This window comes from Saccharopolyspora indica, assembly GCF_027853965.1.
Lineage (GTDB): Bacteria > Actinomycetota > Actinomycetes > Mycobacteriales > Pseudonocardiaceae > Saccharopolyspora > Saccharopolyspora indica.
The window spans coordinates 220,908-237,226 of the sequence record NZ_JAQGLB010000003.1; the positions used below are offsets into that span (position 1 = coordinate 220,908).

Genomic DNA, 16,319 nt, shown 5'->3' on the forward strand with positions numbered 1-16,319 from the left:
TCCGATAGTAGACAGCCGGGAATCTTTCGAGTAACTTCCGGAACCGGGCTGCGGGGAGCCCGCTGAAACGCATCCGCGAAAGGGCCGTCAACAGCCCGCGGATGATCCCGACACAGGAACAGAGGAGATCTTCACAACGTGGCGTCACACCGGCTCAAACAGTCGATGAAGGCGGCGCTCGCGGCTTCGACCATCGCGATCACCACTGGGTTGATCGCGGTTCCCGCCGGAGCCCAGCCATCGGACCCGGTCGAGGAGTACCAGCAGCTGGGCGCGGAGGCCGCCAAGGCCGAAGAGGACCTCAGCGACGCGCACATGGCCCTCGAGGCGAAGCGATCGGAGCTCAACCGAGCGAAAGACGCCGTCCTGCAAGCGAAGCAGGTCGAGGACGAAGCCCGGCGGGAGCAGGCGGAGCTCCAAGGCGAGGTCGACCACCTCACCGGATCGGCCTACCGCGGAGCGCGCACGGACGAGTTCACCGCCGCGCTCTCCAGCGCAACCCCGGACGAATTCCTCGACCGCGCAACGATGCTCGGCGTCGTGGCCTTCGACAACAAGCAGGTCCTCGACAAGTTCTCAGAAGCGGCCCGACAGGCGCAGGAGGCCCGCGAACGCGCCCAGGAAGCCGAGGGCCAAGCCCAACGAGCGACCGACGACGCGGCCCGCCTCGTCGGCGAAGTGCAGAAGCGAAAGGAGGACCTCGACGGGCGGATCTCGGAGGTCCGCACCGCCCTGAACGGACTGGACGGCTCCGACCGGCAACGCCTGCAAGGCCCGGTCGACACGGGCAGCTACCTCGGCCCACCCGGAGCGGCCAACACCGCGCTCCAAGCAGCCCTCGCCAAACGCGGCTCGGAGTACGAGTGGGGCTCGAAGGGACCGACGGAGTTCGACTGCTCCGGCCTGACCCAGTGGGCCTACAAGCAGGCCGGAATCAAGATCCCGCCCAGCAGCAGAACCCAGTGGACCGCGGGCAAACCCGTCTCCAAGGACCAGCTGCAACCCGGCGACCTGGTCTTCTACGACGACGGCACCGGTGACCCGTCGAAGATCCACCACGTCGGCATGTACGTCGGCAACGGCAAGATGGTCGACGCCCCCACCGAGGGCCAGCTCGTGGACGTCCGCTCGATCAAGGGAGACGGCCACTACATCGGCGCCCGCCGAATCGTCGGCTGACCACCACGCGCCCCTCTGACCCCGCGCCAGAGGGGCGCTGGCGTGCGTGCGCGAACCCTACCCCCGTATCAACTCCGATCCCCGGGTGAACCCAGTTCCCCAGCGATTCCCTCAGCCTCAGCCGCATCAAGCCCACACCGGACCACTCGTTGACGACGGTACCCCCCTAGGGTATAAACGTGGCAGCGGATCGCCCGATGAGGACGGGCGACGAGACCTGGAAGGGGCTGCGAGATGGTCGAGGCGAACTACACCGTGGTCGGGATGACCTGCGAGCACTGCGTGCGGTCGGTCACCGAGGAGATCACCAAGATCGACACCGTGTCGGACGTGTCCGTCGACCTGTCCAGCGGTGCGGTGAGCGTGCGCAGCGCCGCTGCGCTGCCCGAGGACGACGTGCGGGAAGCCGTCGAGGAAGCCGGTTACGAACTCGCCTCCTGACGAGGCCGGATCCGCTGCGACGGATCCGGGTAGTGAAAGGGTCGCAATGAACACAGCAGCGAAGCTCTCCGCCTACGGTGCGGTGCTCGTGCTCGCCTTCGGCGGGGCGTGGGTCACCGGATCCGCTGTCGGTCCGCTCGCGCTCGGCGGCGCCGATGCGCACGCCGAGCACCCCGGTGACGGGAACACCGCGGGAACGGACACCAACAGCGGCACCGTCGCGGGAGCCGCGCAGGACATCCCGGCGGGACTGGCCTCGACCAGGGGCGGTTACACCCTCGCGCCCACCTCGACGCTGATCGCACCGGGCAGCGCGGACGAGTTCTCCTTCCGCATCACCGGTCCGGACGGGGCCCCGGTCACCCGGTTCGACACCGAGCACGAGAAGCAGATGCACCTCATCGCGGTGCGCCGGGACACCGCCGAGTACCAGCACGTGCACCCGGAGATGACCCCGGACGGGACCTGGCGGGTACCGCTGCGGTTCACCGGAGGCGGGACCTACCGGGTGTTCGCCGACTTCAAGCCGACCGGCGGCCAGGCCCAGACGCTGGGCGCGGACGTCTCGGCGCCCGGCACCTTCGCACCGGCCGAGCTCCGGCCCTCGCGGATCGCCGAGGTCGACGGCTACCAGGTGCGCCTCGACGGCGAGCTGGTCGCGGGCACCTCCTCCCCGGTCACGCTGTCGGTGACCGAGGACGGGAGCCCGGTCACCGACCTGCAGCCCTACCTGGGCGCCTACGGGCACCTGGTCGCGCTGCGCACCAGCGACCTGGGGTACTTGCACGTGCACCCGACCGGGACTCCCGGTGACGGGCGCACCCCCGCCGGTCCGGACATCGCCTTCGAAGCGGAGGTGCCCTCCGCAGGTACCTACCGGTTGTTCCTGGACTTCCAGCACGAGGGCCAGGTCCGCACCGCGGAATTCACGGTCGACGCAACCGGCTCGACCGGCGGCGGGCAGAACCCGGCTCCCGCCGGTGACGGCCACGGCGGCCACGGGTGAACAGGAGGACTTCGATGAGCACTGAGACACAGGGCGGGCCCACCGCCCAGATCGAGCTGGCCATCGGCGGGATGACCTGCGCCTCCTGCGCGGCCAGGGTGGAGAAGCGGCTCGGCAAGCTCGACGGCGTCACCGCTTCGGTCAACTACGCCACCGAGAAGGCCAAGATCACCTTCCCGGAGGGGCTCGACCCGCAGGAGCTGGTCCAGCAGGTCGAGGCCGCCGGTTACAGCGCGGAACTGCCCAAGCCGCCCTCCGAGCCCGCCGAGGGCGACGGGGAGGCCGCCGACGACCCCACCCGGTCGCTGCGGAACCGGCTGATCGTCTCGACCGCGCTGTCGATTCCGGTCATCGTGCTGGCGATGGCCCCGGCGCTGCAGTTCACCTACTGGCAGTGGATCTCGCTGGCCCTCGCGGCACCGGTCGTGGTGTGGGGCGCGCTGCCGTTCCACAAGGCAGCGTGGGCGAACCTGCGGCACGGCGCGGCCACCATGGACACCCTGATCTCCATGGGCACCACCGCCGCCCTGCTGTGGTCGCTGTACGCGCTGCTGTTCGGCAGCGCCGGCGTCCCGGGCATGACGCACCCGTTCGAGCTGACCATCCAGCGGATGAGCGGGGACGGCAACATCTACCTCGAGGTCGCTGCCGGGGTGACGATGTTCATCCTCGCCGGGCGGTACTTCGAGGCCCGGTCCAAGCGCCGCGCCGGGGCCGCCCTGCGGGCGCTGCTGGAGCTCGGCGCCAAGGAGGTCGCGGTGCTCCGCGACGGCCGGGAGGTGCGGATCCCCACCGAGCAGCTCGCCGTCGGCGACCTGTTCGTGGTCCGGCCCGGCGAGAAGATCGCCACCGACGGTGTCATCGAGGAGGGCACCTCGGCGGTCGACGCCAGCATGCTCACCGGCGAGTCCGTGCCCGTCGAGGTGCGCGCCGGGGACGCCGTGGTGGGTGCCACGGTCAACGCAGGCGGCCGGCTGGTCGTCCGCGCGACCCGCGTCGGGTCGGACACCCAGCTGGCCCAGATGGCCAAGCTGGTCGAGGACGCGCAGAACGGCAAGGCCGCCGTCCAGCGGCTGGCCGACCGGATCTCGGCGGTCTTCGTCCCGATCGTGATCGCGCTGGCGTTCGTCGCGCTGGGGTTCTGGCTGGGCTCCGGGTCCGGTGTCGCCGCCGCCTTCACCGCCGCGGTGGCCGTGCTGATCATCGCCTGCCCGTGCGCGCTGGGGCTGGCCACGCCGACGGCGCTGCTGGTCGGCACCGGGCGCGGGGCGCAGATGGGCATTCTGATCAAGGGCCCGGAGGTGCTCGAGTCCACCCGCCGCATCGACACGATCGTGCTGGACAAGACCGGGACCGTCACCAGCGGTCAGATGTCGCTGGTCGCCGTGCACACCGCTGAGGGCGTTGACGAGCAGGAGGCGCTGCGCCTGGCAGGTGCCGCCGAGAACGCCTCGGAGCACCCGATCGCCAAGGCGATCGCGCAGGGCGCCGCGGGCCGGGTCGGCGAGCTCCCCGCCGTCGAGGGCTTCACCAACATCGAGGGGCTGGGCGTGCAGGGCGTCGTCGACGGGCACGCCGTGCTCGTCGGGCGGCCTGCCCTGCTGGAGCAGTGGAGCCAGCCGCTGACCGAGGAGCTCTTGGCAGCGCAGCAGGCCGCCGAGCAGCAGGGTCGCACCGCGGTCGCGGTGGCCTGGGACGGCGCTCCGCGCGCCGTGCTGGAGGTGGCCGACACCGTCAAGCCCACCTCCGCCGAGGCGATCGCCGGGCTGCGCAAGCTCGGGCTCCAGCCCGTGCTGCTCACCGGCGACAACAAGACCGTGGCCCGCACGGTGGCCGCCGAGGTCGGCATCGACGAGGTCATCGCCGAAGTCCTGCCGCAGGACAAGGTCGACGTCGTCAAACGCCTGCAGTCCGAGGGCAAGGTGGTGGCCATGGCCGGTGACGGCGTCAACGACGCCGCCGCCCTCGCCCAGGCCGACCTCGGCCTGGCCATGGGCACCGGCACCGACGTCGCCATCGAGGCCAGCGACCTGACCCTGGTCCGCGGGGACCTGCGGGCGGCGGTCGACGCCATCCGGTTGTCCCGGCGCACGCTGGGCACCATCAAGGGCAACCTGTTCTGGGCCTTCGCCTACAACGTGCTCGCCCTGCCGCTGGCCGCCGCCGGGCTGCTCAACCCGATGATCGCCGGGGCCGCGATGGCGTTCAGCTCGGTGTTCGTGGTCGGCAACAGCCTGCGGCTGCGCCGCTTCCGCAGCACCATCGCCGCCGAACCGCTGCCCAGCACCGAGGGAGAGGGCTCCGCGCCCACCGCCGCCCACCGCGGCTGAGCTCGACCCCGACGGCGTGGCCTCCCGCACCACCGTGCGGGAGGCCATTGCCGTTCTTCACCGTTGCGCCGCAAGCACTTTCGCCGAGCACACCACCGATGCCCCGGACCGACTCCTACGACCACCGCATCCAGGTGGTGGGCGATGCCGGGGACCGCTCGGTGGGCCCGGTGCCGGTCGACCGGCCCGCCCGGCTGGTCGCGACCGATCGCGCACTCGTGACGAAACGAGATCCGGAGGAGAAGGCCAATGCGAACGATCGTCCGCCTGCGCGGAACGCGGCAGTGGGGAAAGGTGCACGCGAGCTTGGAGGCGGCGGTGCACCTCTGCTGCCACCAGCTCCTGCCCTCGGTCAAGACCCGGTTCCGCCGCCGGGGAGCGGTCGGCGAGGTGTCCGCCGAATTCGCCGCTGCCGCGCTGGCGGCTTGCCGCCGACCGCGGAAGTGACGAAACACCGGTGGGACGCCCGAACGAGCGTCCCACCGGTGTTCTTCTTCCGCGTCTACCGGGTTTCTGCCGGAGTTGCGCGATCCGCCGCGGCGAAGCCCTCCCGGGCGTGCGATCCGTCGCAGAACGGCTTCTTCGCCGAGAGGCCGCAGCGGCACAGCAGGCGGGTGCGACCCGGACCGAGCTCGTAGACGTTGTTCTCGTGATCAACTACCGTGACCGGCCCCTTCACCTGGTACGGCCCGTTGTCCACGGTCTTGATCACCACCGGCGGCTGGGCCGGGTTCGGCTCGCCCATCGAGCTCAGCTCGCGATCTCGTAGCCGGCGTCGCCGACCGCCTTGCGGATCGCCTCCGGGTCGACCGGCGAGTCGCTGACGACCGTGAGCTCGCCGTTGCTGATGTCGACGTCGACGTCGGTGACGCCGTCGACGCCGGTGACCGCCGTCGTCACCTTGCTCATGCACCCGGAGCAGGTCATTCCCTTGACGACGAACGTGCTTTCACTCATGAGTACTCCCTCGCAACAGGACCGTTGAACACTACCCCCGTAGGGTATACGAATCCTAACCGGGCGAGCGCCGGGAGCACAAACCCGGGAAGGAGCAGGCCCCGGCGGGAACCGCGTCCCGCCGGGGCCTGCAGGTGAACGCCGCGCGTCACGAACGGACGAGGCGCGCGATCGCGTCACTGGCCTCCTTGACCTTCTCGTCGGCGTTCTCGCCGCCCTCCGCCACCGCCTCGGCGACGCAGTGCTTGAGGTGCTCGTCCAGGAGCCCGATCGACACCGCCTGCAGCGCCCTCGTCACCGCGGAAACCTGCGTGAGAACGTCGATGCAGTACTGGTCCTCCTCGATCATGCGCGCCAACCCGCGCACCTGCCCCTCGACGCGCCGCAGCCGCTTGAGGTAGTTCTCCTTGTCCTGGGTGTAGCCGTGCATCGCGGACTCCCGTCACTCGCTCGAACATCACCGATGATACCCCCTAGGGGTAGCATCGGAAGCCGTCGAGGAACCCGTCTCACCAGCCGGGCTCGGACTGCAACTCACCTCGCACCCGGACACCGGGCTGACGACCCGCCAGCATCTCGTCGAGCGCAGCCGACAGGACCGGGTAGTTCGCCGGACCGGTGATCTTGCCGACGATTCGCCCGGTGCGATCGAGGAAGAACGTCTCCGGAACGCCGAAAACGCCGAACTCCAGCGCCAGTTGCGAACCGGGGTCGGTCACGTAGCGGTAGCCGTCGCCGCGGCCCAGCTCGTCCAGGAACGCGGTCGCGGATCCCGGGCGGTCCTGGTAGTTCACCCCGACGAAGGTCACCCCGGCGTCGCGGTAGTTCGCGGCGGCGGAGGTCAGCACCGCGTGCTCCTCGCGGCACGGCACGCACCAGGACGCCCAGAAGTTGACCACGACTACCTCGCCGCGCAGGTCCGGCAGGGACAGCGAGCCCGGCCCCTCCAGCTCCGGCACCTCCCGCACCGGGGCGGGCTGACCGATCAGCGGCGAATCCACCAGGGCCGGGTCCGCACCGAGCCGACTGCCGAACACCGCGCCAGCGCCGATGGCGATCACCGTGACCAGCAGGGCGCTCCACCTGGCGATCCGCCACGCAGTCCACCTGCCCGGGCTCGTCATGATCCTCCCCCGCCCGCGTTGCGCCGCAGCGCCGTGTCCACCTTCTCGCGCAACTCCGGGTCGAGGTCGAGCCGCTGCTGGAGGCGCATCAGGACGTCCTGCGCCCCGGCCACGTCGCCGAACCCGTCGAGCAGGATGTTCGCCTTGAACCACGCCGCCCACGGGTCTCCGGGATCGATGGCGAGCGCGCGGTCCACGTACTCGGCGGCCGCGGCGGGTTCGCCGATCTGGAACAGCAGCCACCCCGACCACGCCCGCACCTCGGGGTTCTCGGGCTGCTGCTTGAGAGCCTCGCCCAAGTGCTCCGACGCCTTGTCGTGCTCGCCGACGGCCAGGTACCGCTTGGCGAGGGCCAGTCGCATGCCGACCACGTCCGGGTTCTGCGCGATCACGGCTTCCATCTCCTCATCGGTGACCGTGGAGAGATCGCGCGGCGGCGCGCTCGGCGGCGGGGCGACGGCCTCGTTGCCGGTGACGAACCCGTTCTCCGGTCGAGCACCGACGAAGTTCGGCAGGACCAGGACCGCGGCGGTGACGGCCACGACGGCGGCGAGCGCGTACAGCGCGGGCACCGTGCGAGATCTCCTGACCGGACGCGCCTTTTCGGGCCGCGGCGATTCGAGGGCGTTGAGCGCAGCAGCTGCTCGCCGCTCGTAATCCGCGCGCAACCGTTCGCCGACCTGGCGGGGTATCTCCCCCTCCTCGACCTGCCGCTCCAGGTCGATGAGGTCCGCCAGGGCTTCGTCCCTGCGCTGCTCGAGTTCGGAGCTCATCGCGTCTCCTCCCCCACCCGCACGCGTCGCAGCTCGGCCTGCACGCGCGCTCGGTCGTCATCGGTCAGTTCGACCCGGGTTCCACCTCTCGATCGCGGCCTCAGCAGCACGATCAGCGCACCTGCCAGGCCAACGGCTCCGGGAACCAGCCAGAGCGCGACCGTGCTCCCGGCCACCGGCGGGTCGAGGACCACCCAGTCGCCGTAGCGGGCCCGGAAGTAGTCCACGATCTCCTCGTCGCTGCGCCCCGCGGCGACCTGCTCGCGGACGGACCGGCGCATCGCCTCCGCGGTGTCCGACATGGACTCGGCGACCGACACGCTCTGGCACACCGGGCAGCGGAGACCCCGCTCCAGCTCGTACGCCCGGTCGACCGGAGCCGGCGGACCGGTGACCAGCACGACTCCGGTGAAGGCCAGCAGTCCCAGGATGAGCGCGGCCAGCGCCGCCTGCGAAATGCGATGGCGCACCGCGCTCAACTCCCGCCCGGCGTCGAGCGGACGCGCCGACGCCCGCTCAGCGCCCAGAAACCGCCTGCCGCGATCAGCGCACCGGCGACCCACATCCACACCATGAGCGGGTAGCGGTAGAGGTTGATCGTCACCCGGTCCGGGTCGAACTGCGCCAGCGCGACGTAGACGTCCTGCCGGGGCGTCGACCACACCGACGGGGCCGCCACCGACTGCGGCTGGCCGCGGAAGGAGCTCATCCGGGGAGTGGCCACCTCCCGCACGGTTCCCCCTTCGCTGAGCCGGATGTCGGCCTCCGTCACGGCGCGCCCCGAGGTCTGGAAGTCCCGGACTCCGAGGAAGGTGACCTGGTAACCGGCGAACTCGGCGGACTGACCGCGTTCCAGCGTCACCGTCGCCCGCTCGGCCATCGCTCCGGAGACCGCGATGACCACGGCCAGCAACGCCACCCCGAGGTGCGAGAGCTGCCCGCCCCAGTAGCCGCGCTGACCGCGCAACACCCGCAGCACGCCCGACGGCCGCAGGTTCGGCGCCGAGGTCACCAGTTGCCGCACCGACGCGGCGACCATCGCGATGGCGATCGCGCTGACCGCGACCACGCTCGCCGCCCGCACCCCGGTCAGCACCAGCACCGCTGCCCCGGCGCTGGCCAGCAGCAGCGGCACGCGCAGGCGTCGCCACATGACCTGGCGGGTGGCCGCGCGGTACGGGGTGAACGGTCCGACGCCCATCGCCAGCAGCAGACCGAACGACAGCGGCACCGCCATCCGGTCGAAGAACGGGCGGCCGACCGAGACCTGGTCACCGCTGATCGCCTCGACCAGGATCGGGTACACCGTGCCGGTCAGCACCACGAACGCGAACAGGCTCAGCAGCAGGTTGTTGACCAGGAACACGCCCTCCCGGCTGGCCAGCGACTCCGGGCGCGACCCGGAGGCCAGCTTCTCCCCGCGAAAGGCGAACAGCGCGAACCCGCCACCGAGGACGACGGCGAAGAACGCCAGCAGCACCGGGCCGATCTCCGACTCGGAGAAGGAGTGCACCGACGCGACGACCCCGGAGCGGGTCAGGAACGTGCCGAGGATGGTCAGCGCGAAGGTGGCCAGCACGAGCACGAAGTTCCACGCCTGGAGCATCCCCCGCTTGGTCTGCACGACCGCGGAGTGCAGGAAGGCGGTGGCCACCAGCCACGGGATCAGCGCCGCGTTCTCCACCGGATCCCACGCCCAGTAGCCGCCCCAGCCGAGCACCTCGTAGGACCACCACGCCCCGATGACCAGGCCCAGCGTCAGGAAGCTCCAGGCGACGAGGTTGGTGCGGCGGGTGCGCCGCAACCACTCCACCCCGCCGCCGCGCAGCAGCAGCGCGGAGATCGCGAAGGCGAACGGGACCGTGAAGCCCACGTAGCCGAGGTAGAGGGCAGGCGGGTGGAGGGCGACCAGGATGTGGTCCTGCAACAGCGGGTTCGGTCCCGGACCGTCGGCAGGCGGGTCCGGCAGGATCTGGAACGGGTTGGCCACCGTCGTCACCAAGCCGAAGAAGAACGCGGCGACGAGTCCCATCACGGCCAGCGCCCCGGTGCCCAGTCGGTCGGAGGTGTCGCGCACGCCCCGGAGCACGACCGCGGTGTACCCGGCCAGGATCAAGGTCCACAGCACGAGGCTGCCGCCCAGCGCCGACCAGGCGGTGGTGATGGTGAACAGCAGCGGCGTCGCCCGGGAGTGCGTCTCGGCCACGTAGGACATCGAGAAGTCGTCCGTCAGCAGGGCCGCTTCCAGCGCACCCATGGACAGCACCGCGCCACCGACCATGCACCAGACCTGGAAGGCCAGCTGACCGCGGCGGACGGCGTCCGGTCGGCGTTGGGCGCGAAAGCCCTGCAGCGCCAGGGCGAGCGAGGCGGCCAGGCCGAGGAACGCGCCCACCCATCCGGCCGCCGGGAGGACCGCGTTCACTCCGCACCACTCCGCTCGTCCTCAGGTGGCGCGTAGTTCTCGTCGTGCTTGACGATCATGTGGTCCGAGGCGAACTCCTCGCCCTGCCACCGGCCTTCGAGCACGACCCCGATGCCGGGGCGGAACAGCTGCGCGGGGCTGCCGCGGTGGGACACGCGCACCGCGTCCGGGCCGGGTTCGGCGCCGGAGTCCACGATGAACTCGATACCCCGGTCGGTGCGCACCACGCTGCCGTCGCGCACCAGGCCGCCGATCTGGAATCGCTTCCCGTCGGCGAAATCCGCCTTCTGCGCCAGCGCTTCCGCCGGGGTCAGGTAGTAGACCAGGTTCTGGTTGAGATTGCCGAAGGTGAGCAGGCCGACCAGCACGACCAGCAGGCCGGTCAGCGAGACCACGAGCAGCCGAAATCGCTTCACGAGAGCTCCCGATCCTTGCGCCGCAGGACGCGCCACCGCCGGTGCAGCGACGCGAAGTACATCGCGAGCGCCCCGTAGGCGATGCCGAAGCCCAGCGCCACCCACATCCACTCAGACATCGGTGCGGACTCCTTCCGTGCGAGGTGCGGCGATCGCCGCACCGGCCAGCGCCCGCTCCGCGGTGCGCATCCGCTCCTCCACCGCGTCCTCCAGCGCGGCGATCCGCATCCGGGCGCGCAGCGCCACCGCGAACAGCGAGGTGAAGGCCAGCACGCTGAGCAGCAGTGCGGCGAGCATCGTGTGCTCGATGCTGGGTTCGCCGGGCTTGAGCACCGTCGGTGGCTGGTGCAGCGTCCGCCACCAGACCACCGACATGTGCACGACCGGGACCTGCACGAAGGCGACGATGCCGAACACCGCCGACCGCCGGGCCCGGGCGAGGGGATCCGCGGTCGCCCGGCGCAGCGCGAGGTAGCCGAGGTAGACGAAGAACATCACCGCCGTGGTGACCAGCCTCGGGTCCCACGTCCACCACACGCCCCACACCGGTTTGCCCCAGACCGAACCGAGGACCAGTGCCAGCCCGGTGAAGAACACACCGCCTTCCGCGCTGGACGCCGCCAGCCGGTCGTAGCGCGGCTCCTTCCGCCACAACCACAGCACGCTGCCGACGAGCGTGAGGGCGAAGCTCAGGTAGGCGACCCACGCCGCGGGGACGTGGACGTACATGAGGCGTTGCAAGTCGCCCTGCAGCCGGTCGGCGGGGGCCAGGAACGCCGCGACGAGCGCGACGACCAGCACACCTCCGGCGACTGCGGGCAGCACGCGTCCGAACGGCTTCATGCCGTTTCCTCCTGGTGATGAGCGGTCAGCACGAGAAGCAGGAGCGCCGCGACGTCGACGACCGCGATCAGCAGCAGCCACGGCCACGGCGCGCGCCCGAGCCCGGCCGCCCGGGTGCTCTGCACCGCTGCCAGCAGCAGCGGTACCGCGATCGGGACGACCATCAGCGGGCCGATCGTCGACCGGCCCGTCAAACCCCGGGCGAGTGAGTTGGCGATGGTCCCGAGCAGCGCGAGACCACCTGCGGTCAGCGGGAGGGCGAGCAGCAGCCACGGCCACCCGGTCAGGTCCGGGTCGTAGAGCGCGATGCTCACCGGGAGCAGCAGCAGTTCGAAGAGCAGCACCAGCACGAAGTTCGCCAGCGCCCGCCCCATCTGCAGCACCGCGGGCTCGACGCCCAGCAGCCGGAGCACCGCGTGCTGCTCGGGCGCCTCGACCGCCGTGTCACGAACCGCGACCAGGACGCCGAACAGCAGCACGACCACCCAGTACATCCCCGGGCCGAGCTGCCGCAGCAAGGCCGTGCTCGCGTCGACGGCCATCGGGATCAGCAGCAGCGCGACCGCGCCGAACGGAGCGATCACGAGTCCGACCTCACGCGCCCGGAGTTCCAGTCGGAGGTCCTTGAGCGCGAGCTCGGCGCACTGGCGGACCGCGTTCGGCTTCACGCGCACCGCTCCGGAACCGCCGCGCCGCGGACGATTTCGACGACCCGGTCAGTCTCGGCGGTCAGGCGCTGCTGATCGTGCGAGACGACCATGCTCGCACCGCCGCGCCGCCGGACGCCGTCGATCAGTCCCGCCACCAGCCCGACGGATGCGGCGTCCAGTCCGGAGTGGACCTCGTCGAGCAGGAGCAGCTCCGGTTCGGACAGCAGGACCCGTGCCAGGTCCGCCCGGCGGAGCATGCCCTGCGAACACCGACTCGCGGTCCGGTCCGCGACTCCTGCCAGACCGACCGCGTCGAGCGCGTCGTCGGCAGCGCGGTCCGGACGTCCGGTCAGGTGCGCGAGGAAGCGCAGGTTCTCGCGCAACGTCAGGTTCTGGTAGAGCGCGGCCGCGTGCCCGACCAGCGCGATCCTCGGCCGGACGTCGTGGATCGCGCTGTCACCGAACGACTTCCCCAGCACCGAGCCGGTTCCGGTGCGGACCGGGCGCAGCGTGGCGACGACGGAGAGCAGGGTGCTCTTGCCCGAACCGTTGGCACCCCGCACGCCCAAGGTCTCGCCCCGCCGCACGGTCAGATCGAGGTCGCGCAGCACCGGGGCGCCCTCGACGTCGACCGAAACACCCGACAGCTCGACGACGGCGTCCACCGGTCTCGCGCTTGGGGCGGAAGCCATGCGTGCCACCTCCTGAACACCAGAACCAGTAGTACTAAGCTACATAGTAGATGCTCTGGACGGGCGAACCTCGCGGGGGATCCGACGAGGCCGACGCACACCACTGGACGAGGACGAGCGCGTGGAACTGTTCGCATTGCTGTCGCTGGCGATCGTCGCCGGCGTGGTCTCCTTCAGCTCGCCGTGCACCTTGCCCCTGCTGCCCGGCTACGTCTCGTACGTCGCAGGCCTGTCCGGGGACCGCCCGTCGCGCCGGAAGACCGTCCTCGGCGCGCTGCTGTTCACCGCCGGGTTCTCCGCCGTGTTCACCGCACTCGGCGTGACCTCGTCAGCGCTCGGCTTCCTCCTGGCGCGCAACCAGAGGCTCCTCGAGGTGATCGGCGGCGCGCTGATCATCGTCATGGCGCTGACGATGCTCGGCGTCCTGCGGATCGGCCTGCTGCAGCGCCAGCTCCGGGCCGACCTCACCCGCTTCGGACGCGGACCCGCCGCAGCGCTGCCGCTGGGTGCGGCCTTCGCGTTCGGCTGGACGCCGTGCGTCGGTCCCGTGCTCGCCTCGATCCTGACCGTGGCGGCCAGCACTTCCACCGCGGCCGAGGGAGCCGTGCTGCTACTCGCCTACTCCGCCGGTCTCGGCCTGCCCTTCGTCCTGCTCGCGATCGGGATCGCCCGCGGCCGGGTCGAGCTCGGATGGTTGCGGCGCAACGCGCGCCGCATCGAGCTCTTCGGCGGATTGCTGCTCGCCGCAATGGGAATCGCGATGCTGACCGGCGGGTGGACCGCCTTGATGAGCGGAGTGCTCGGCTTCTACGCCCGCCTCGGCTGGCCGCCGATCTGAGCCGCCGGCGGCTCCCGAACGACACCCGGGAGCCGCTGGCACCGGAACCTCAGGCCACGTAGGACAGCGAGCTCATCATCCCGGCTTCGCCGTGGTAGATGTTGTGGCAGTGCAGCATCCACTGGCCGGGGTTGTCGGCCTCGAAGTCCACGTCGAGGGTCTGCATCGGCAGCACGATCGTGGTGTCCTTGCGCGCACCGGCAGCTCGTCCGCGAACGAGCTGGAAGGTGTGGCCGTGCAAGTGCATCGGGTGGAACATCATCGTCTTGTTGACGAAGCGGAGCCGCACCCGCTCGCCCCGCTGGACCGGCAGCGGCTGGTGCTCGGCGTAGGTCTTGCCGTTGATCGTCCACAGGTAGGGCTCGGACATGTCCATGCCCAGCTCGACCACGTGCGTGCGGTCCGGCTGCTCGGGCGCGAACCGGACCGGCTCGGCGGCCACCAGCTCCAGGGCCTGGAGCAGCCTGCCGTCCAGCTCGCGAGGCCGGACGTCGGCGGAGGGCACCGCGCCCGAGCCGGTCCGGACCAGCGCCATCGCCCGGCCCTCCTTGCCCTCGGCGTCGGCGACCAGCGGGAACACCCCGTCGCCGAGGGTGACCACGACGTCGTACCGCTCCCCCATGCTGATCAGCAGCGAGTCGGTCTCGACCGGTTCCACCGGGAAGCCGTCGGTGTGGGTCACGGTCATCCGGTGCCCACCGAGAGCCACCCGGAACGCCGTGTCACCACCGGCGTTGATGATCCGCAGGCGCAGCCGCTGCCCGGGTTTGGCGCTGACGGTCACCGGCGCGGCCGGGATGCGCCCGTTGATCAGGTAGTGCGGGTACTGCACGTCGCCGGTGTCCTTGCCCAGCGGCCCCGAGGCGGACTGCCCCATGCCCGGCATGGAGCCGTGGTCCATGCCCGACATTCCGTCCATCCCGCCGTGGTCCATCGGCATGCCCTCGCGGCGCAGCTGCTCGAGCTTGGCGTCCGGGTCACCGGCCACTCCGTCCAGCCAGTCGTCGAGCACGATGACCGCCTCGGCGTCGTAGCGGCCGGGCTCGTCCGGATCCTCGACGATCAGCGGCGCGTACAGGCCGCGGTCCAGCTGCGTGCCGACGTGCGGGTGGAAGAAGTACGTTCCCGCGTGCGGCACCGCGAAGTCGTAGGTGTGCGTCAGCCCCGGCCGGACCGGGTCCTGGGTCAGCCCCGGGACGCCGTCCATGTCGTTGCGCATCGCGATCCCGTGCCAGTGGACGGAGGTGTCCTGCTCGAGCTCGTTGCTCAACCGCGCCCGCAGGACCTCGCCGCGGCGCACCCGGATCTCCGGGCCGGGCACCCGGTCGCCGAAGGACCAGGTCCGCACCTGCACGCCGCCGAGGTCCACCGTTGCGGGCTTGGCGCGCAGACCGACGTCGACCACTCGCGGGTTCCCCGCCCGCCGCGTCCGCTCCAGGTCTCCCACCAGCGGCGAGGTCGGCCCCACGGCCGAGAGCGGCGCCGCCTGGCTGGAGCACGCCTGCGCGACACCGATCGCCGCCAGCGAAGCACCCAGCCCGAGGAACCCCCGCCTGCTCATCCCCGGCCGGTTCCCGAAAGCCGCAGACCCCATGTGCAACCGTCCTCTCCAGAGTCTTAGTACTAAGCTCGATAGTACTTAAGCCCGACGGAGGACGCGCCACCCTCCGAGCCGATCAACTCCGGGAGGCACTTGAGCCATCGTCTACTATCCACCATAGTTGAAAGGGGTGTCGGCCGCCGGGGACCCCCAGCCCTGCCGCCGACCGGGCGCGGATCAGGCTTGACCTCGACTGATCCGCGCCCCTCCGCAGCCCGGCCCCCGCGAAGCGGGCACGCGGTCGCGAACGGCACGAGCCAGGACGAGACCGAGCAGCGCGCCCCCGCCCAGAACCGACGCGAGCAGCAGCGCGGTTCCACCATCGGCCACCAGCACGCCCCCGAACACGACGTAGGAGGCGTTGGCGGGCATGGTCCCCACCGCGGTACCCGCCAGGAACGGCAGCGGCCGCACGCGGGTGACCCCGGCCGTGTAGTTCACCACCGCGAACGGCACGAACGGCACCAACCGGCAGAAGACCGTCGCGACGAAACCCCGGCGCTCCAAGAACGAGTCCAGCTGCCGGAGCCGCCCCTTGCGCAAGAGGGGCGCGAGCGGCTCACGACCGACCGCGCGTGCCACCCCGAACGCCGCCGCAGCACTCAGGACGGTTCCCGCCACCACTACCGGGAGGGCGACGGGAAGGCTGTACACGACCCCCACCGCGGCCGCCAACGCAGGCCTCGGCACGAACAACAGGCTCAACAGGCCGAACGCGAGCACGAAGAGCAGCGGCGCCCACGGACCCGTCGCGCTGCGCCACTCGTCGAACTCGACCAGCGAGCCGTACCGCCGCACCCACAGAGCAGCCCCGAGGAAGAGCAGCCCGAGCAAGCCGATCGACGCGAAACGGATCTTCGGCGAGCGCGCTCGGCACAGCACGCCGAAGACCCAACTCCGGCGCGACTCCACCGACGAGATCCTCGAACGCAGGCTCACGTCGCACCGCCAGCCGGACGCGCCCCGTCGCTCCCGCCTCGACCTGCAAGGATCGTACTAATCATGTTAGTAGTGTAACGGCGGTCGCCGAATCCAGCGCACCGCA

General features: G+C 70.9%; 20 protein-coding genes. 6 read left to right on the top strand and 14 right to left on the bottom strand.

The window, feature by feature from the left end; translation table 11 throughout:
- Positions 1-138: 138 nt before the first annotated feature.
- From OU416_RS08375 to OU416_RS08395, 5 genes are all read left to right on the top strand, one after another.
- Positions 139-1,179, top strand: a complete 1,041-nt coding sequence (locus OU416_RS08375; protein ID WP_270926279.1) for a C40 family peptidase — start codon at positions 139-141, stop codon at positions 1,177-1,179.
- A gap of 234 nt (positions 1,180-1,413) precedes the next feature.
- Positions 1,414-1,620 carry a heavy-metal-associated domain-containing protein gene (locus tag OU416_RS08380; RefSeq protein WP_270926280.1) on the top strand — a complete coding sequence of 69 codons (207 nt, stop codon included), beginning with the start codon at positions 1,414-1,416 and terminating at the stop codon, positions 1,618-1,620.
- Positions 1,621-1,666: 46 nt separating this feature from the next.
- Entirely contained in the window at positions 1,667-2,626 is a 960-nt protein-coding gene (locus OU416_RS08385) for a hypothetical protein (protein ID WP_270926281.1), read from the top strand.
- 14 nt (positions 2,627-2,640) lie between these two features.
- The gene (locus OU416_RS08390) at positions 2,641-4,956 is read left to right on the top strand and encodes a heavy metal translocating P-type ATPase (protein ID WP_270926282.1); all 2,316 of its coding nucleotides are present in this window, start codon (positions 2,641-2,643) and stop codon (positions 4,954-4,956) included.
- Between the two features lie 249 nt (positions 4,957-5,205).
- The gene (locus OU416_RS08395; protein ID WP_270926283.1) at positions 5,206-5,403 is read left to right on the top strand and encodes a hypothetical protein; all 198 of its coding nucleotides are present in this window, start codon (positions 5,206-5,208) and stop codon (positions 5,401-5,403) included.
- 55 nt (positions 5,404-5,458) lie between these two features.
- Here OU416_RS08395 and OU416_RS08400 read toward each other — a convergent pair whose 3' ends face one another.
- The 12 genes from OU416_RS08400 to OU416_RS08455 form a co-directional block, all read right to left on the bottom strand.
- On the bottom strand, positions 5,459-5,701 hold the full coding sequence (locus OU416_RS08400) for a CDGSH iron-sulfur domain-containing protein (RefSeq protein WP_270926284.1): 243 nt from the start codon (positions 5,699-5,701) through the stop codon (positions 5,459-5,461).
- Between the two features lie 5 nt (positions 5,702-5,706).
- Positions 5,707-5,913: a heavy-metal-associated domain-containing protein gene (locus OU416_RS08405; protein ID WP_150064588.1), complete on the bottom strand. Its 207-nt coding sequence runs from the start codon at positions 5,911-5,913 to the stop codon at positions 5,707-5,709.
- A 148-nt stretch (positions 5,914-6,061) separates the two neighbouring features.
- The gene (locus tag OU416_RS08410; protein WP_270926285.1) at positions 6,062-6,343 is read right to left on the bottom strand and encodes a metal-sensitive transcriptional regulator; all 282 of its coding nucleotides are present in this window, start codon (positions 6,341-6,343) and stop codon (positions 6,062-6,064) included.
- A gap of 79 nt (positions 6,344-6,422) precedes the next feature.
- The gene (locus OU416_RS08415) at positions 6,423-7,037 is read right to left on the bottom strand and encodes a TlpA family protein disulfide reductase (RefSeq protein ID WP_270926286.1); all 615 of its coding nucleotides are present in this window, start codon (positions 7,035-7,037) and stop codon (positions 6,423-6,425) included.
- The gene (locus tag OU416_RS08420; protein WP_270926287.1) at positions 7,034-7,810 is read right to left on the bottom strand and encodes a tetratricopeptide repeat protein; all 777 of its coding nucleotides are present in this window, start codon (positions 7,808-7,810) and stop codon (positions 7,034-7,036) included. Before OU416_RS08420 ends, OU416_RS08415 begins: the two co-directional genes overlap by 4 nt.
- Positions 7,807-8,280, bottom strand: a complete 474-nt coding sequence (locus tag OU416_RS08425) for a cytochrome c-type biogenesis protein (RefSeq protein ID WP_270926288.1) — start codon at positions 8,278-8,280, stop codon at positions 7,807-7,809. Before OU416_RS08425 ends, OU416_RS08420 begins: the two co-directional genes overlap by 4 nt.
- A gap of 5 nt (positions 8,281-8,285) precedes the next feature.
- Positions 8,286-10,235 carry a heme lyase CcmF/NrfE family subunit gene (locus OU416_RS08430; protein ID WP_270926289.1) on the bottom strand — a complete coding sequence of 650 codons (1,950 nt, stop codon included), beginning with the start codon at positions 10,233-10,235 and terminating at the stop codon, positions 8,286-8,288.
- Positions 10,232-10,651, bottom strand: a complete 420-nt coding sequence (locus OU416_RS08435; protein WP_270926290.1) for a cytochrome c maturation protein CcmE — start codon at positions 10,649-10,651, stop codon at positions 10,232-10,234. Before OU416_RS08435 ends, OU416_RS08430 begins: the two co-directional genes overlap by 4 nt.
- Positions 10,648-10,770, bottom strand: a complete 123-nt coding sequence (locus tag OU416_RS08440) for a hypothetical protein (protein ID WP_270926291.1) — start codon at positions 10,768-10,770, stop codon at positions 10,648-10,650. Before OU416_RS08440 ends, OU416_RS08435 begins: the two co-directional genes overlap by 4 nt.
- Positions 10,763-11,494 (bottom strand): cytochrome c biogenesis protein CcsA, encoded by a 732-nt coding sequence (gene ccsA / locus OU416_RS08445; protein ID WP_270926292.1) that lies wholly within the window; start codon positions 11,492-11,494, stop codon positions 10,763-10,765. Before ccsA ends, OU416_RS08440 begins: the two co-directional genes overlap by 8 nt.
- Positions 11,491-12,162 (bottom strand): heme exporter protein CcmB, encoded by a 672-nt coding sequence (locus tag OU416_RS08450; protein WP_270926293.1) that lies wholly within the window; start codon positions 12,160-12,162, stop codon positions 11,491-11,493. The genes ccsA and OU416_RS08450 overlap by 4 nt, the downstream gene beginning before the upstream one ends.
- Positions 12,159-12,836, bottom strand: coding sequence for an ABC transporter ATP-binding protein (locus tag OU416_RS08455; protein WP_270926294.1), 678 nt, complete (start codon positions 12,834-12,836; stop codon positions 12,159-12,161). Before OU416_RS08455 ends, OU416_RS08450 begins: the two co-directional genes overlap by 4 nt.
- Positions 12,837-12,957: 121 nt before the next feature.
- On the opposite strand from OU416_RS08455, the gene OU416_RS08460 reads away from it, so the two are divergent.
- On the top strand, positions 12,958-13,674 hold the full coding sequence (locus OU416_RS08460; protein ID WP_270926295.1) for a cytochrome c biogenesis CcdA family protein: 717 nt from the start codon (positions 12,958-12,960) through the stop codon (positions 13,672-13,674).
- 49 nt (positions 13,675-13,723) lie between these two features.
- Here the strand turns inward: OU416_RS08460 and OU416_RS08465 are convergent, their stop codons facing one another.
- The gene (locus tag OU416_RS08465; RefSeq protein WP_270926296.1) at positions 13,724-15,235 is read right to left on the bottom strand and encodes a multicopper oxidase family protein; all 1,512 of its coding nucleotides are present in this window, start codon (positions 15,233-15,235) and stop codon (positions 13,724-13,726) included.
- Between the two features lie 216 nt (positions 15,236-15,451).
- Positions 15,452-16,213, bottom strand: a complete 762-nt coding sequence (locus OU416_RS08470; protein WP_270926297.1) for a TVP38/TMEM64 family protein — start codon at positions 16,211-16,213, stop codon at positions 15,452-15,454.
- Positions 16,214-16,319 lie beyond the last annotated feature (106 nt).

Excerpts from the sequence above, each read along its gene's own strand:
- OU416_RS08440 (WP_270926291.1), bottom strand. The coding sequence starts at position 10,770 with ATGTCTGAGTGGATGTGGGTGGCGCTGGGCTTCGGCATCGCCTACGGG.
- OU416_RS08465 (WP_270926296.1), bottom strand. The coding sequence starts at position 15,235 with ATGAGCAGGCGGGGGTTCCTCGGGCTGGGTGCTTCGCTGGCGGCGATC.
- OU416_RS08395 (WP_270926283.1), top strand. The coding sequence starts at position 5,206 with ATGCGAACGATCGTCCGCCTGCGCGGAACGCGGCAGTGGGGAAAGGTG.
- OU416_RS08415 (WP_270926286.1), bottom strand. The coding sequence starts at position 7,037 with ATGACGAGCCCGGGCAGGTGGACTGCGTGGCGGATCGCCAGGTGGAGC.
- OU416_RS08405 (WP_150064588.1), bottom strand. The coding sequence starts at position 5,913 with ATGAGTGAAAGCACGTTCGTCGTCAAGGGAATGACCTGCTCCGGGTGC.
- OU416_RS08380 (WP_270926280.1), top strand. The coding sequence starts at position 1,414 with ATGGTCGAGGCGAACTACACCGTGGTCGGGATGACCTGCGAGCACTGC.
- OU416_RS08400 (WP_270926284.1), bottom strand. The coding sequence starts at position 5,701 with ATGGGCGAGCCGAACCCGGCCCAGCCGCCGGTGGTGATCAAGACCGTG.
- OU416_RS08410 (WP_270926285.1), bottom strand. The coding sequence starts at position 6,343 with ATGCACGGCTACACCCAGGACAAGGAGAACTACCTCAAGCGGCTGCGG.
- OU416_RS08385 (WP_270926281.1), top strand. The coding sequence starts at position 1,667 with ATGAACACAGCAGCGAAGCTCTCCGCCTACGGTGCGGTGCTCGTGCTC.
- OU416_RS08390 (WP_270926282.1), top strand. The coding sequence starts at position 2,641 with ATGAGCACTGAGACACAGGGCGGGCCCACCGCCCAGATCGAGCTGGCC.
- ccsA (WP_270926292.1), bottom strand. The coding sequence starts at position 11,494 with ATGAAGCCGTTCGGACGCGTGCTGCCCGCAGTCGCCGGAGGTGTGCTG.
- OU416_RS08455 (WP_270926294.1), bottom strand. The coding sequence starts at position 12,836 with ATGGCTTCCGCCCCAAGCGCGAGACCGGTGGACGCCGTCGTCGAGCTG.
- OU416_RS08420 (WP_270926287.1), bottom strand. The coding sequence starts at position 7,810 with ATGAGCTCCGAACTCGAGCAGCGCAGGGACGAAGCCCTGGCGGACCTC.